This is a genomic window from Pseudonocardia sp. ICBG1034 (assembly GCF_020131375.1).
Lineage (GTDB): Bacteria > Actinomycetota > Actinomycetes > Mycobacteriales > Pseudonocardiaceae > Pseudonocardia > Pseudonocardia alni.
Genome location: NZ_JAHLEK010000021.1, coordinates 178595 through 192050, shown reverse-complemented (window position 1 = coordinate 192050; position 13456 = coordinate 178595). Strand labels below are relative to the sequence as shown.

At 76.1% G+C, this 13456-nt stretch carries 16 protein-coding genes; 15 read left to right on the top strand and 1 reads right to left on the bottom strand.

Annotation, left to right across the window (positions count from 1 at the left end; genetic code table 11):
• Window positions 1-13 precede the first annotated feature (13 nt).
• The 7 genes from KPF22_RS22500 to KPF22_RS22470 all read left to right on the top strand — a co-directional run bounded on the left by KPF22_RS22500 (window position 14) and on the right by KPF22_RS22470 (window position 4374).
• On the top strand, window positions 14-1132 hold the full coding sequence (locus KPF22_RS22500; RefSeq protein ID WP_208826808.1) for an amidohydrolase family protein: 1119 nt from the start codon (window positions 14-16) through the stop codon (window positions 1130-1132).
• The gene (locus KPF22_RS22495) at window positions 1129-2070 is read left to right on the top strand and encodes a CPBP family intramembrane glutamic endopeptidase (RefSeq protein WP_224403207.1); all 942 of its coding nucleotides are present in this window, start codon (window positions 1129-1131) and stop codon (window positions 2068-2070) included. The genes KPF22_RS22500 and KPF22_RS22495 overlap by 4 nt, the downstream gene beginning before the upstream one ends.
• A gap of 147 nt (window positions 2071-2217) precedes the next feature.
• Window positions 2218-2721, top strand: coding sequence for a 30S ribosomal protein S16 (rpsP, locus tag KPF22_RS22490; RefSeq protein ID WP_062401012.1), 504 nt, complete (start codon window positions 2218-2220; stop codon window positions 2719-2721).
• Between the two features lie 5 nt (window positions 2722-2726).
• Window positions 2727-2957, top strand: coding sequence for an RNA-binding protein (locus tag KPF22_RS22485; RefSeq protein WP_149663515.1), 231 nt, complete (start codon window positions 2727-2729; stop codon window positions 2955-2957).
• A complete protein-coding gene (gene rimM, locus KPF22_RS22480; protein ID WP_062401014.1) occupies window positions 2954-3505 on the top strand; it encodes a ribosome maturation factor RimM in 552 nt (183 codons plus the stop codon). Before KPF22_RS22485 ends, rimM begins: the two co-directional genes overlap by 4 nt.
• A 94-nt stretch (window positions 3506-3599) precedes the next feature.
• Window positions 3600-3815 carry a helix-turn-helix domain-containing protein gene (locus KPF22_RS22475; RefSeq protein WP_062401017.1) on the top strand — a complete coding sequence of 72 codons (216 nt, stop codon included), beginning with the start codon at window positions 3600-3602 and terminating at the stop codon, window positions 3813-3815.
• Window positions 3816-3828: 13 nt separating this feature from the next.
• The gene (locus KPF22_RS22470; protein ID WP_208826804.1) at window positions 3829-4374 is read left to right on the top strand and encodes a Clp protease N-terminal domain-containing protein; all 546 of its coding nucleotides are present in this window, start codon (window positions 3829-3831) and stop codon (window positions 4372-4374) included.
• A gap of 31 nt (window positions 4375-4405) precedes the next feature.
• Here KPF22_RS22470 and KPF22_RS22465 read toward each other — a convergent pair whose 3' ends face one another.
• Complete coding sequence (locus tag KPF22_RS22465; RefSeq protein ID WP_208826802.1) at window positions 4406-5164, bottom strand: MgtC/SapB family protein; 759 nt, start codon at window positions 5162-5164, stop codon at window positions 4406-4408.
• A gap of 51 nt (window positions 5165-5215) precedes the next feature.
• On the opposite strand from KPF22_RS22465, the gene trmD reads away from it, so the two are divergent.
• From trmD to KPF22_RS22425, 8 genes are all read left to right on the top strand, one after another.
• Window positions 5216-5992: a tRNA (guanosine(37)-N1)-methyltransferase TrmD gene (gene trmD / locus KPF22_RS22460; protein WP_208826799.1), complete on the top strand. Its 777-nt coding sequence runs from the start codon at window positions 5216-5218 to the stop codon at window positions 5990-5992.
• Window positions 5993-6390: 398 nt separating this feature from the next.
• Entirely contained in the window at window positions 6391-6747 is a 357-nt protein-coding gene (rplS, locus tag KPF22_RS22455) for a 50S ribosomal protein L19 (RefSeq protein ID WP_060714490.1), read from the top strand.
• Window positions 6748-6789: 42 nt separating this feature from the next.
• Complete coding sequence (lepB, locus tag KPF22_RS33270; RefSeq protein ID WP_224403206.1) at window positions 6790-9066, top strand: signal peptidase I; 2277 nt, start codon at window positions 6790-6792, stop codon at window positions 9064-9066.
• A 92-nt stretch (window positions 9067-9158) separates the two neighbouring features.
• Window positions 9159-9929: a ribonuclease HII gene (locus KPF22_RS22445; RefSeq protein WP_224403362.1), complete on the top strand. Its 771-nt coding sequence runs from the start codon at window positions 9159-9161 to the stop codon at window positions 9927-9929.
• Window positions 9926-10249, top strand: coding sequence for a DUF2469 domain-containing protein (locus tag KPF22_RS22440; protein WP_020627284.1), 324 nt, complete (start codon window positions 9926-9928; stop codon window positions 10247-10249). The genes KPF22_RS22445 and KPF22_RS22440 overlap by 4 nt, the downstream gene beginning before the upstream one ends.
• Window positions 10250-10383: 134 nt before the next feature.
• Window positions 10384-10746 carry a YraN family protein gene (locus KPF22_RS22435; protein ID WP_208822419.1) on the top strand — a complete coding sequence of 121 codons (363 nt, stop codon included), beginning with the start codon at window positions 10384-10386 and terminating at the stop codon, window positions 10744-10746.
• Window positions 10746-12260 carry a YifB family Mg chelatase-like AAA ATPase gene (locus KPF22_RS22430; RefSeq protein WP_224403205.1) on the top strand — a complete coding sequence of 505 codons (1515 nt, stop codon included), beginning with the start codon at window positions 10746-10748 and terminating at the stop codon, window positions 12258-12260. The genes KPF22_RS22435 and KPF22_RS22430 overlap by 1 nt, the downstream gene beginning before the upstream one ends.
• The gene (locus KPF22_RS22425) at window positions 12257-13438 is read left to right on the top strand and encodes a DNA-processing protein DprA (protein ID WP_224403204.1); all 1182 of its coding nucleotides are present in this window, start codon (window positions 12257-12259) and stop codon (window positions 13436-13438) included. Before KPF22_RS22430 ends, KPF22_RS22425 begins: the two co-directional genes overlap by 4 nt.
• The last annotated feature ends 18 nt before the right edge of the window (window positions 13439-13456 follow it).

The window sequence follows — 13456 nt, the reverse complement described above, 5'->3', positions numbered from 1 at the left end:
AGGGTCGCCACCCATGACCGATCTTCCGGCCGCGGGGTGGCGGCTCCGCGGAACGCTGCTGGGCCCCGACGGTGCCGCGGGCGCCGACCTGTACGTCGACGGCTCCGGGCGGGTCAGCCCGGAGCCGCTGCCCGGAGCGGAGGACCTGGTCGCCGACGGCTGGATCGTCCCCGGCCTGGTCGACGCGCACTGCCACGTCGGGCTCGGCCCGGATGGCCCGGTCACCGACCTGGAGGAGTGCGCGGCGCAGGCCCGCACCGACCGCGACGCGGGCACCCTGCTGCTGCGCGACTGCGGGTCCCCGGTCGACACCTCGCCGCTGCAGGCCCGCGAGGACCTGCCCGAGATCATCCGGGCCGGGCGGCACGTCGCCCGCCCGAAGCGCTACATCCCCGGGCTCGCAGCCGAGCTCGACGACCCGCGCCTGCTCGTCGACGAGGTCCGGGCCCAGGCGGCCCGCGGCGACGGCTGGGTGAAGCTCGTGGGGGACTGGATCGACCGCGCGGCGGGCCCCGACGACGCCGACCTCGCCCCGCTCTGGCCGGACGAGGTGCTCGCCGAGGCCGTCGACGCGGCGCACCAGGCCGGCGCCCGCGTCACCGCGCACGTCTTCGGCACCGAGGCGCTGCCCGGGCTGATCCGGTCCGGGATCGACTGCATCGAGCACGGCACCGGGCTCTCCGACGAGCTCATCGAGGAGATGGCCGCCCGCGGCACCGCCCTGGTGCCGACCCTGATCAACGTCGAGACCTTCCCCGGGATCGCCGAGAAGGCGACGCGCTACCCCCGCTACGCCGCCCACATGCGCGACCTGCACGCCCACGCCTGGGAGACCGTCGGGCGCGCGATCGAGGCCGGGGTCCCGGTCTACGCGGGCACCGACGCCGGCGGCGGCATCCGGCACGGCCGCATCGCCGACGAGATCGCCGAGCTGGCCCGCGCCGGGCACCCGGACCCGATCGGCGCCGCGAGCTGGGCCGCGCGGTCCTGGCTGGGCCGTCCGGCGGGTCCGCTGCCCGGTGCGCCGGCCGACCTGGTCGTGTACGACCGCGATCCGCGGGGGGATCTCGGCGTGCTGCGGGCCCCGTCGGTGGTCCTGATCCGCGGACGTCGGGTATCAACGGGGGCATGAGCAGTTCGCCCGGTTCGCCGCCGGGACCGCCCGGAGCCTCCGCCGACGACCCGGCCGGCTCCACCCCGTCCGACGCCGCCGGTCCGCCGCCCGCCGGGTGGCCGCCCGCGGGGTGGCCGGGCGGGCCGGCGCAGTACGGCCCTGCCGGGCCCGGGCAGTACGGCCCGGGTGGTCCGGCGACCCACGGTCCTGGCGCGCCGTACGGTCCGCCGCCGCGGCGCGGGCTGTTCGGGATCGAGCCGTCGCCGCCCCCGCCGCGACCGTTCCGCGGACTGCTCGCCTTCCTGGTCGTCGAGATCGTGTTCCTCGGCTCGTCGTTCCTGCTGGCGCTGGGCCTGGGGGAGGTCGACTCCGCGCAGGAGGTCCTGCTCGCGATCGTCGTCCCGACGATCCTGGCCGCGCTCACCTGCGTCGTCTGGACCCGGGTGTTCGGCAGCGGGCCCGTGGCCGACCTGGGCCTGCGGTTCCGCTGGGAGGACGTCGGCATCGGGCTGCTGATCGGTGTCGCCGGGCTGTTCGTGACGATCCCGGCCGCGCTGGCCTACCTCTACCTGGTCGGCCCGGACCTGACGACCTCGGTCGGCGTCGCCTTCGAGGGCATCCGCACGACGTGGCCGGTCGCGCTGGCCGTGATGGTCGGCGTCGTGGTGGTCGCCCCGGTCTGCGAGGAGATCGTCTACCGCGGCCTGCTGTGGAACGCCATCGCGCACTGGGTCGGCAACCGCTGGGTCGTGTTCGTGCTGACCACGGCGGTGTTCGCGCTGGCCCACCTGGAGTTCCTGCGCGCGCCGCTGCTGTTCGTCGTCGCCCTGCCGCTGGGGGTCGCACGGCTGCTGACCGGCCGCGTCACGGCCGGGATCGTGGCGCACGCGGTCAACAACTTCCTGCCCGGGCTGGCCCTGGCCCTCATGCTGGTCGGGGCCTTTCCCGCGGTCTGAACGACGTCTGGCAGAATGGCCGATCGGGTCCGTGGCCGGCCCTCTACCTGCCACGGCCGACACCTACGAGTGAGCGAGCCCGTAACCCCACGCGAGGCCGGCTGACTCATCGCAGCACGAATCGACATTCGCGAGGAGCACCACAGCGTGGCCGTCAAGATCAAGCTGATGCGTCTGGGCAAGATCCGTCAGCCGTACTACCGCGTCGTCGTCGCGGACTCCCGTACGCGCCGCAACGGCCGGGCCATCGAGACGATCGGCAAGTACCACCCGAAGAACGAGCCGAGCCTGATCGAGATCGACTCGGACCGTGCGCAGTACTGGCTGGGTGTCGGCGCGCAGCCGACCGAGTCGGTGCAGAACCTGCTCGAGATCACCGGCGACTGGCAGAAGTTCAAGGGTCTGCCGGGCACCGAGGGCACCCTGAAGCCGCAGGTCGAGAAGGTCGACAAGCTGGCCCGCTTCAACGAGGCGCTGGCGGCGGCGAACGAGGAGCCGACCACCGCGGCCACCACCCCGAAGAAGAAGGGTGGCGACCGCGTCGGCAAGACCGCTGACGCCGCCCCGGCCGAGGCCGCGACGAAGAGCGACGACGTCGCCGACGCGACCAAGGACGCGGCCGAGCCGGCCACCGAGTCGACCCAGTCGTGACTCTCATGGCGGACGCGCTCGAGCACCTCGTGCGCGGCATCGTCGACCACCCCGACGACGTCCGGGTGGACCTGGTCACCGGGCGTCGCGGTCGGATCCTCGAGGTCCGGGTGCACCCCGACGACCTCGGCAAGGTGATCGGCCGGGGTGGCCGCACCGCCACCGCCCTGCGCAACGTCATCGGTGGTGTGGGCGGTCGCGGCGTGCGCGTCGACGTCGTCGACACCGACCGGTGACGAGCTCCGCACCCGACGACGCCGGCCAGGTCCTGGTCGGCGTCGTCGTACGTGTGCACGGTCTGCGCGGCGAGGTCGTCGTCGAGCCCCGCACCGACGCACCGGCGGAGCGGTTCGCGCCCGGTGCCGTCCTGCAGGGCCACCGGCCCCGCGCCGCGGGCCCCGGGCCGCTCACCGTCACCGGTGCGCGCGCCCACTCGGGCCGCTGGCTCGTGCTCTTCGAGGGCGTCGCCGACCGCGACGCCGCCGAGGCCCTGCGCGGGGTCCAGCTCCGGCTGCCGACCTCCGCGCTCGCCGAGCCGGAGGACCCGGAGGAGTTCCACGTCCACCAGCTGACCGGTCTGCGGGCCGAGCTGGTCGACGGGACCGAGGCGGGCACCGTCACCGACGTCGTCCACGGCCCCGGCGGGTCCCTGCTGGTCGTCCGGCGGCCGGCCGGGCACGAGGCACTCGTCCCGTTCGTCGGGGCGATCGTGCCCACCGTCGATGTGGCGGGTGGGCGCGTGGTCCTCGACCCGCCCGACGGTCTGCTCGACCCGGAGGACTGATCCCGGCCCGGCACCCCGTGGTGCCGGGCCGTTCTCGTGGTCGCAGTGTCAATCAGAGTTGACATCGTCGGGGTGTCAACCTATGTTGACAGTCATGAGTGATGCGACGGCGGTGGCCGCGGCGGCGTCCAGCACGGATCCGGCCGTGGGGCTACGGGCGGTGGTGGCCCTGCGCGAGCTGCAGGAGTCCCTGGAGGAGCTGCAGGTCACCAGCGCTCGCAACCAGGGCTGGTCCTGGCAGCAGATCGCCGACGCACTGCGGATCAGCCGGCAGGCGGTGCACAAGAAGTACCGCCGGCTCGGCCTGTAGAGGGGAGACGCACGTGTTCGCACGGTTCACCGGCGAGGCCCGCAGGGTCGTCGTCCTGGCCCAGGAGATCGCACGGACGAGGCACGCGGGGCGGATCGGGCCGGAGCACCTGCTGCTCGGGGTCCTGCGCAGCCCCGGCACGCCGGGGGAGGAGCTCCTCGCCGCGGCCGGGATCGACGCCCGCGCCGTCATCGAGGAGCTCGACCGGGCGGACGGCGTCCCCGATCGCGACGCCGACGCCCTCGCCACCCTGGGCATCGACCTCGACGCCGTCCGGAGCGCGGTGGAGGCGGGCTTCGGGCCCGGCGCGCTCGACCGTCCGCGGCGCGGACGGTGGCGGGCCGGGCACATCCCGTTCGAGCGGTCCTCGAAGAAGGCCCTCGAGCTGGCGCTGCGCGAGGCGATCCGGCTCGGCGACCGGTCGATCGGGACCGAGCACGTCCTGCTCGGGCTGCTGCACCCGGACACCGCGGCCTCGCAGGTGCTCGACCGGCACGGGATGACGCTGTACGGGACCCGGCGCGCCGTCGAGCGACGGCGGCCCCGCCGGGCGGGCTGAGCCGGGCCCGGTCGGCGGCCCGCTCGTCGGTTCAGTCATCGGAGCGGTCCGGGTCGTCCGGGTCCTCGGTCGGGTCCACCCGGGTCTCCGCCGAGCGCACCCCGTCGGTCTCCGACAGCGCGGCGGCCAGGCCGGGCAGGTCGCCCCGGCCGTCGAGACGCAGGGTCAGCGCCGCGACCCGGACGCCGTCGGCGGCCACCGAGCCGCGGTGCACGGCCACCCCCGCCACCGAGAACCCGGCCGCGGTGCAGCGCTCCAGGACCCCGCGCAGGACGCCGTAGCCGTCGTCGTAGCGGATCCGCAGCACCGGCGGGCGGCGACGGTGCCGCCGCACCACCCGCGCGACCGGCTGCAGGCCCCGGGTCACCAGGAAGTGCGCCGCCGTCGCCAGGACGGCCAGCGGGGCCAGGCCCGCACCGCACGCCGTCCCGACCGCGGCGGCCAGCCAGATCGTGGCCGCGGTGGTGAGCCCGCGCACGACGTCCTGCCTGACGAAGATCAGCCCGGCACCGATGAACCCGATCCCCGACACGATCTGGGCCGCGATCCGGGACGGGTCCAGTGCGACGTGCTCGGTCGCGAGCAGGTCGGCGAAGCCGTACTTCGAGATGACCATGAACACCGCCGCGCCGACGCCGACCAGCACGTGCGTGCGCAGACCGGCGCTCTTCGCGCCGGCCTCGCGCTCCAGGCCGATCGCCGTCGTCAGGAGCAGGGCGAGCAGCACCGGCGGCAGCAGGCTCCACTGCGCCGCCGTCGACCAGAGTGGCTCGGCCCAGGATTCCGACATCGCCTGACCTCCTTCTGCACGGGGGGACGGGCGCCTGCGACGATCCGCGCCGTGCGGATCGACGTCGTCACCATCTTCCCGTCCTACCTGCAGCCGTTGCGCGAGGCACTGCTGGGGCGGGCGATCGACCGTGGGCTGCTCGAGGTCGCCGTGCACGACCTGCGGGACTGGACCCACGACGTGCACCAGGCCGTGGACGACTCCCCGTACGGCGGCGGCCCGGGCATGGTGATGCGCCCCCAGGTGTGGGGCGAGGCCCTCGACGACGTGCTGGCCACCCCCGACCCGTCCGCCCGGCTGGTCGTCCCGACCCCGGCCGGACGGCCGTTCACCCAGGCCACCGCACACGCCTGGGCGGCCGAGGAGCGGCTGGTGTTCGCCTGCGGCCGCTACGAGGGCATCGACGAGCGCGTGCTGCTCGACGCCCGGGCCCGCGGCATCACCGTCGACGAGGTGTCGATCGGCGACTACGTGCTCGTCGGCGGGGAGGTCGCCGTGCTCGTGATGGTCGAGGCCGTCGCCCGGCTGCTGCCCGGGGTGCTGGGCAACCCGCGCTCGGCCGCCGAGGACTCCTTCTCCGACGGGCTGCTGGAGGGCCCGTCCTACACCCGTCCCGAGGTGTGGCGGGACCTGGCCGTGCCGGACGTGCTCCGCGGCGGCAACCACGCCGCGATCGCCCGCTGGCGGCGCGACCGGGCCCTGGAGCGGACCCGGGACCGGCGCCCCGACCTGCTCGACGCGCTCGGGCCGGACGCCCTGGACGCCGCCGACCGCGCCGTGCTCGCCGCCCGGCGCCCCGACGACGACGCCGACGCCCCCACCGCCTGAGCGTTCCCGCCGGTGGGCGTCCCCGGCCCGGCTCCGGGGCCGGCGCGGGGGACCGTTCCGCCGTCGCCCGGCGGGCCCCCACCGGCGACCGGCGGTGCCCGGTCCGTCCGGTACGACCGGGCCCGCGGAGCCGCTCCGGAGGCCCTCGCGCCACCGGGTGTCCGGAGCGATCTGCCCGTCTGGCACTATGGACGGGTTGCCAGCGCCGCGTGTGGTGCCCGGTGACGGTCACGTGTGCCCCCGGTCCCGCCGGTGGCGCCGGCCGTACCGAGCCCGCCACGTGAGGAGCGTCGTCGCCGTACGGCACGACCGCCCCGTGGCCCGGGCGCGATCCCGGATCGACCCGGGACCGGCACCGCACGACCCGCACGAACGACACACGAGGACGGACCGTCGACATGAACACCCTGGACGCACTGGACGCGGAGACCCTGCGCTCCGACATCCCGAACTTCCGGCCCGGGGACACCCTCAAGGTGCACGTGAAGGTCATCGAGGGCAACCGCACCCGTACTCAGATCTTCCAGGGCGTCGTCATCCGCCGCCACGGCTCGGGTGCCCGCGAGACCTTCACCGTCCGCAAGATCTCGTTCGGCGTCGGCGTCGAGCGCACCTTCCCGGTGCACACGCCGAACATCGAGAAGATCGAGGTCGCCACCCGCGGTGACGTCCGCCGGGCGAAGCTGTACTACCTCCGCGACCTCCGCGGCAAGGCCGCGAAGATCAAGGAGCGCCGGGAGACCACCGCGTCCTGACCGTCACCCTGTCGTGACGGACCGGTGACGTAATCTCGACGCGTGGCCTTCCCCGAGCTCCCCGACGACCGCCGGGCCCGCCCCCGGCGGTATCGCGGCAGCGATGTTCCCGAGCGCCCCGGTCGGCGGCGGGCCCCCGAGGACCCGCCGCCCGCCGGTGGTGAACCGGGCGGTGACGAGCAGCAGTGGCTGCTCGGCACCGCGCTGCAGCACGGGGTGCCGGCCCGGGACGGCTCCGCGGACGGTGAGCCCGAGGGCGCACCGCGCGGGGTCCGTACCCGGCACGCGGGCCCGGGGGACGGCGCCGACGAGGCCCGTCCCCGCGGGCGTCGCTACCGCAACGGTTTCGACGAACTCGCCGCCGGACGTTCCGGGCGGCACGGCGTCGACGCGGGCGGCCCGCTCCCCGAGGAGCGGCCCGCCCCGGCCACCGAGGGCCCGGACACGCTGCGGGCCCGCTACGCGGCCCGGCTGAACCGGCCCGACGGCTCCGAACCCGGCGCCGCACCGAACGGCAGGCCGTGGCCGCCGTCCGGCAGCCGTCCGGAGCAGGCCCCGGACCCCCGTCGTCCGGCGCCGTCGGCCGGGCGCCCCGAGGGCACCGGACGTCACGGCGTCCGCCCGGGCCCCGACCAGCCCGCCCCCGACCAGCTCGTCCCCGACGGCAGGGCCGGTCGCCGGGCCTCGGGGTTCGACCCGTCCGCCGCACCCTCCCTCCGTGGCCCCGACGCGCCCCGGCGCAACGGCCGGCCCCCCGCCGCCCCCGGCTTCGGCCCCTCCGGTCCCGCGCCCGGCGCCCCCGACGGCCACACCCCCCGCGGCCACGGTGTCGACGGCTACCCGGCGGACGGTCGTGCGCCCGAGGGCCGCGGGCCCGACGGGTACGCGACCGAGGGCTACGGCCGCCCCGGCCCGCGCGGTCGCGCCTCCGGCCGTCCGCCCGTCCGCGGCCCGGCCGCCGAGTACTCCGACGGCGCCCGCCCGGAGTCACGCCCCGACGGTGGTGTCCCCGGTCGCCGGCCCGTCGGCCCGCCCGTCGACGGTGCCGCACCGACGACCCGCCGTCCCGTCCCACCGGACGCCGACGGGGCCCCGACCACCCGTCGCCCGGCCCCGCCGGATCCCGACGCCGCCGCGACCACGCGTCGCCGGGTGCCTCCGGAGGCCGACCCGCGGCGTGCCCGCGCGGCCGCCGCCCCGGTCGGCGACGACGTCGACGCCGACCCCGGGACCGTCGCCGTCCCGTATCCCGGCGCCGACGCGCCGGCGCGGCCCCCGCGCCGCCGTCGCCCGGCAGCCGCCCCGGCGGAACATGCAGAGGACCCCGACGACATCCCCGCCGACCCGCAGGACGCGACGGACGAGCCGGAGCGCGCCACCGGTGGCCGCGCCGCGCGCCGCAGCGGCCCCGTCGGCGTCGGCGGCCGGATCGCCGCCCTGACCGGGCGCGGCTCCGCCGCGGCCGCGGCGGGCGAGGAGAAGCCCAAGACGGCGTTCTGGAAGGAGATCCTGCTCCTGGCCGGGGTCGCCATCCTGCTGACGGTCCTCATCCAGACCTTCCTCGCGAAGGTCTACGTCATCCCGTCGGGCTCGATGGAGACGACGCTGCACGGCTGCACCGGCTGCAACAACGACCGCGTGCTCGTCGACAAGGTCACCTACAACTTCACCGACATCACCCCGGGTGACATCGTCGTGTTCCGCGGCACCGACGGCTGGGCCAGCGAGACCTACAGCGGCGAGGGCAGCGAGAACCCGCTGCTCAAGGGCCTGCAGTCGCTCGGCTCGCTGGTCGGCATCGCCCCGCCCGACGAGAAGGACTTCGTCAAGCGGGTGATCGCCGTCGGCGGCCAGACCGTCTCCTGCTGCGATGCGCTGAACCAGGTCGTCGTCGACGGGCAGCCGCTGGAGGAGCCCTACATCTACTACCTGCCCGAGGCGGGTCCGGCCCGGCAGATCCCGTTCGGCCCGATCACGGTCCCCGAGGGCCAGTACTGGATGATGGGTGACTCGCGGAACAACTCCGCGGACTCCCGGGCGGCCGGGCACGGACCCATCCCCGAGGCCAACATCATCGGCAAGGTCCGGCTGATCGTGCTGCCCTTCGATCGGTTCGGCTGGGTCAGCGCGGTCGACCCGCAGACCACCGCCGAGGCGGCCGGCCTCCCGGGGCTGCCCGGCGGGCTGCCGCTGGCGCTGGGGATCCTGGGGACCCTGCCGCTCGCGGCCGGCCGGCGACGCGCTCTGCTCGCCCGTGCCGAGACCGAGCGGTTCCTGCCCGCGACGCGCCCCCCGCACGGGTGGCGCCGGAGAGCCTGACCGGGAGCACCGTGCCGGTTCCGCCCAGCCGCGCCCGTCCCACCGGACGGCCGCGTGCCCGCCGACGGCCCGTACGGGTCCTGCCCGACGGGCTGCGTCCGCCGCGCGCCGTCGTCCGCGACGGCGGCACCTGGACCCTGCAGACGGTCCTGCAGCGCCACGGGCTCGGCCCGGTCGCCGGCGTCGACGAGGCCGGTCGCGGTGCGAGCGCCGGACCGCTGGTCGTCGCCGCGGCGGTGCTGCGGCCCGCGGACGCGAAGGCCCTCGACGGGTTGACCGACTCCAAGCTGCTGACCCCGGCCGCCCGCGACCACTGGTACGACCGCATCCGCGCCCGGGCGCTGGACCACGCCGTCGTCGTGATCCCGGCGGCCGAGGTCGACCGCCGCGGGGTGCACGTGGCCAACATCGAGGGCATGCGTCGCGCGGTGGCCGCGCTGAGCGCGGTCCCGCCCGGCTACGTCCTGACCGACGGCTTCCCGGTCCGCGGCTTCGGCCGCCCCGCCCTCGCCGTGCCGAAGGGGGACCGGGTGGCGGCCTGCATCGCGGCGGCGTCGGTGCTGGCCAAGGTCACCCGGGACCGCATCATGACCGCGCTCGACGCCGAGCACGGCCGCTACGGCTTCGCCGTGCACAAGGGCTACAGCACCCCGGACCACGAGGCCGCGCTGCACGCACACGGGCCCTGCCCGGAGCACCGGTTCTCCTTCGCGAACGTCGCCGCGGTGGCCGGGCGCGAGGTCCCGGCGGGGCTGGTCCACAATGGGGCGCTCCCCGAGCAGGAACCCGACCCCGGAGACCCGGAGGACACGGTCGGGGCGTGGGAGCCGTTGGAGATCGTCACAGGAGGAGCGGGCCGGTGAGCGCCGAGGATCTCGAGAAGTACGAGACCGAGATGGAGCTCACGCTCTACAAGGAGTACCGCGACATCGTCGCCCAGTTCTCCTACGTCGTGGAGACGGAGCGTCGGTTCTACCTGGCCAACTCCGTCGACGTCGCCCCGCGCAACGCCGACGGCGAGGTCTACTTCGAGGTCCGCATGTCCGACGCGTGGGTGTGGGACATGTACCGCCCGGCGCGGTTCGTCAAGAACGTGCGGGTGGTGACGTTCAAGGACGTCAACATCGAGGAGCTCGACACCCCTGACCTGCGGCTCCCCGACGACGACCAGTTCCCGGGCTGAGCGTGTAGCAGACCCCACCGACGGTTCCGCCGCTCCGGCGGCGCGGCCGGCGGTGCCCGTCCCCAACCGGCGGATCCGTCCACAGCCTGCCGATCCACCCCCGCGACGGGCCCGTCCGGGCCGATCGTGGACCCATGGCAGCGAAGGACGAGCTCGGCCGCCGCGGTGAGGACACCGCCGCCGAGTACCTCGAGCGGGCACACGGGATGGTCGTGCTCAGCCGCAACTGGCGGTGCACGCACGGCGAGATCGACATCGTCGCGGTCGACCCGCAGCGACGGCTGGTGTTCTGCGAGGTCAAGACCCGTTCCGGGCTCCGCTACGGCGAGCCCGCCGAGGCGGTGACCCGCCGCAAGACACGCCGGATCCGGTTGCTGGCGAAGGCGTTCATGGCCGCCCACCGGGTGAGCTGGGTCGAGATCAGGTTCGACGTCGTGGCGGTCCTGATCCGGCCCGGCCGGCCGGTCACGCTCACCCACTACCCGGCGGCGTTCTGATGCGGCCCCCGGCACGCACCTGGTCGGTGGCGCTGCACGGCGTCGACGGCGTCCCCGTCGAGATCGAGGCGGTCATCGGCGGCGGGATGCCCGGCGTGCACCTCGTGGGCCTGCCCGACGCCGCCCTCAACGAGTCCAAGGACCGGGTCCGGTCCGCGATCGTGCACTCCGGCCGCACCTGGCCCAACGAGCGGATCGTGCTCGCCCTCTCCCCGGCGACCCTGCGCAAGACCGGCAGCCGGTTCGACCTCGCCCTGGCCCTGGGTGTCCTCGTCGCCGCGGACGCGGTGCCGCCCGACCGGCTGCGCGGCACCGCGCTGCTCGGCGAGCTCGCCCTCGACGGCAGGCTGCGGCCGGTGCTCGGTGTGCTGCCCTGTCTGCTGGCCGCGCGCGACGCCGGGATGGTCCGCGCCGTCGTGCCCCGTGCCGCGCTCGCCGAGGCCGCGCTGGTCGACGGGATCGAGGCGTTCGGTGCCGACAGCCTCGGCGACGTCCTGGACTGGGCGTCGGGCAACCGGCTGCTGCACCGGCACGACGGCGGGCAGGAGGAGGCCCCGGCCGTCGAGGCACCCGAGCTGGCCGACGTGCTCGGCCAGCACGACGCCCGGCGCGCCCTGGAGATCGCCGCCGCCGGCGGGCACCACCTGCTGATGGTCGGCCCACCCGGCACCGGCAAGACGATGCTGGCCCAGCGCGTGGTGGGGCTGCTGCCCGAGCTCGATCGCGCCGAGGCGCTGCAGCTCGCCGCGATCCGTTCGGTGGCCGGCCGGCTCGGCGACAGCGGGGCGCTCAGTACGTGCGCGCCGTTCGTGGCGCCGCACCACTCGGCGTCGACCGCGGCGCTGCTCGGCGGGGGCAGCGGCGTCGCCCGGCCCGGTGCGGTGTCGCTGGCCCACCGCGGGGTGCTCTTCCTCGACGAGTGCCCGCACTGGCCGGCCTCGGTCCTCGACGGGCTGCGCACCCCGCTGGAGGAGGGCGAGGTCCGGCTGTCCCGCGCCGACGGCACCGTGCGCTACCCGGCCCGGTTCCAGCTCGTCCTCGCGGCGAACCCGTGCCCGTGCGCACCGCCGATCGACCGCGACTGCACCTGCCGCCCCGACGTCCGCCGCCGCTACATGTCCCGGCTGTCCGGCCCGCTGCTCGACCGGGTCGACCTGCGGGTGACGATGGAGCCGGTGACCGCGCTGCGGGTGACCGAGAAGCGGGGCGAGGACACCGCGACCGTCCGCCGCCGGGTGCTCGACGCCCGCGCCGCCGCCGTCGCGCGCTGGTCGGAGCACGGGTGGCGGTGCAACGCCGAGGTGCCGGGCCCCGCCCTGCGGACCCGCTTCCCGCTGCCCGCCCGGGTGATCGCACCGCTGGAGGCCCGGCTGCGGGCCGGGGACCTCAGTGCCCGCGGCGCGGACCGCGCGCTGCGGGTCGCGTGGACGCTCAGCGACCTCGCCGGGGCCGAACGGCCCGACCGCGGCCTGGTCGACGCCGCGCTGTACTTCCGCGAGCGGGGTGCCGCGTGAGCGCCCCGGTCCCGGCCGTCCGCCCGGGCACCGACGCCGGCACGGTGCCCGAGGAGGTCCTGCGCGCCCGCGCCTACCTGCTGCGCTGCGTCGAACCCCCGAACCGGCACCTCGTCGCCCTGGTCGACCGGTACGGGCCGGTCGAGGCGGCCGACCGGCTGCGTCGCGGTGCCGTCCCCGACGAGCTGCTGCGCGCCGCGGCGGCCCGGCGGGGTACCGACCGCTCCGAGGCCGACCTGGAGGCGGCCGCGGCCGCCGGGGCCCGGCTGCTCGTGCCGGAAGACCGGGGCTGGCCGTCGTGGCCGTTCCGGTCGTTCGCCGAGGCCCCGCGGGCCGACCTCGCGCCCCCGATCGCGCTGTGGGCCCGGGGGCCGGGGGATGTCGCGACGCTCGCCGACCGGTCGGTCACCGTCGTCGGGTCGCGTGCCGCGACCCCGTACGGGCTGAACGTGGCCGCGGACTTCTCCGCGACGCTGGCCCGGCGCGGCGTCGCGGTCCTCTCCGGCGCCGCGTTCGGGATCGACGCCGCCGCGCACCGCGGAGCGCTGGCCGTCGACGGCGCGACGGTCGCGGTGCTGGCCTGCGGCCCGGACCGGGTCTACCCGGCCGCACACACCGGTCTCCTGGAACGGATCGCCGCGACCGGACTGGTACTCACCGAGTACCCGCCCGGCACGATCCCCGGGCGGCTGCGGTTCCTCGTCCGCAACCGGCTGCTGGCCGCACTCGGTGTCGGGACCCTGGTCGTCGAGGCCGGGGCGCGCAGCGGGACGAAGCGCACCGCCGCCGACGCGACCGCGCTCGGACGCCCGCTGATGGCGGTGCCGGGCCCGGTGACCTCGGGGATGTCGGTCGGCTGCCACGAGCTGGTCCGCTCCCACCAGGCGGGCCTCGTCGGGCGGCCCGAGGACGTCCTGGAGGTCGTCGGCCGGCTGGGTGCGGACCTCGCCCTGCCGCCGCAGGGGGAGTCCCGCCCGACCGACGGGCTCGACCCGCGGGTGCTGGCTGTCCACGACGCGCTGCCCGCCCGGGCCGCGTGGCCGCCGGGACGGATCGGGGAGGCAGCGGGCGTCGGACCCGACGAGCTGCGCGCGGCGCTGACCGAGCTGGAGGACCGCGGGCTCGCCGAGTACCACCAGGGTCTGTGGCAGCGTCCGGCACGCCGCGCGGGTCCTTGACCGGGGCCCCGCGGCGGC

What these genes read in the sequence shown, in the direction of transcription:
- KPF22_RS22495 (WP_224403207.1), top strand. Translation starts at nt 1,129, where the DNA reads ATGAGCAGTTCGCCCGGTTCGCCGCCGGGACCGCCCGGAGCCTCCGCC.
- KPF22_RS22475 (WP_062401017.1), top strand. Translation starts at nt 3,600, where the DNA reads ATGAGTGATGCGACGGCGGTGGCCGCGGCGGCGTCCAGCACGGATCCG.
- KPF22_RS22465 (WP_208826802.1), bottom strand. Translation starts at nt 5,164, where the DNA reads ATGTCGGAATCCTGGGCCGAGCCACTCTGGTCGACGGCGGCGCAGTGG.
- KPF22_RS22435 (WP_208822419.1), top strand. Translation starts at nt 10,384, where the DNA reads ATGGCAGCGAAGGACGAGCTCGGCCGCCGCGGTGAGGACACCGCCGCC.
- KPF22_RS22485 (WP_149663515.1), top strand. Translation starts at nt 2,727, where the DNA reads ATGGCGGACGCGCTCGAGCACCTCGTGCGCGGCATCGTCGACCACCCC.
- rplS (WP_060714490.1), top strand. Translation starts at nt 6,391, where the DNA reads ATGAACACCCTGGACGCACTGGACGCGGAGACCCTGCGCTCCGACATC.
- KPF22_RS22500 (WP_208826808.1), top strand. Translation starts at nt 14, where the DNA reads ATGACCGATCTTCCGGCCGCGGGGTGGCGGCTCCGCGGAACGCTGCTG.
- KPF22_RS22430 (WP_224403205.1), top strand. Translation starts at nt 10,746, where the DNA reads ATGCGGCCCCCGGCACGCACCTGGTCGGTGGCGCTGCACGGCGTCGAC.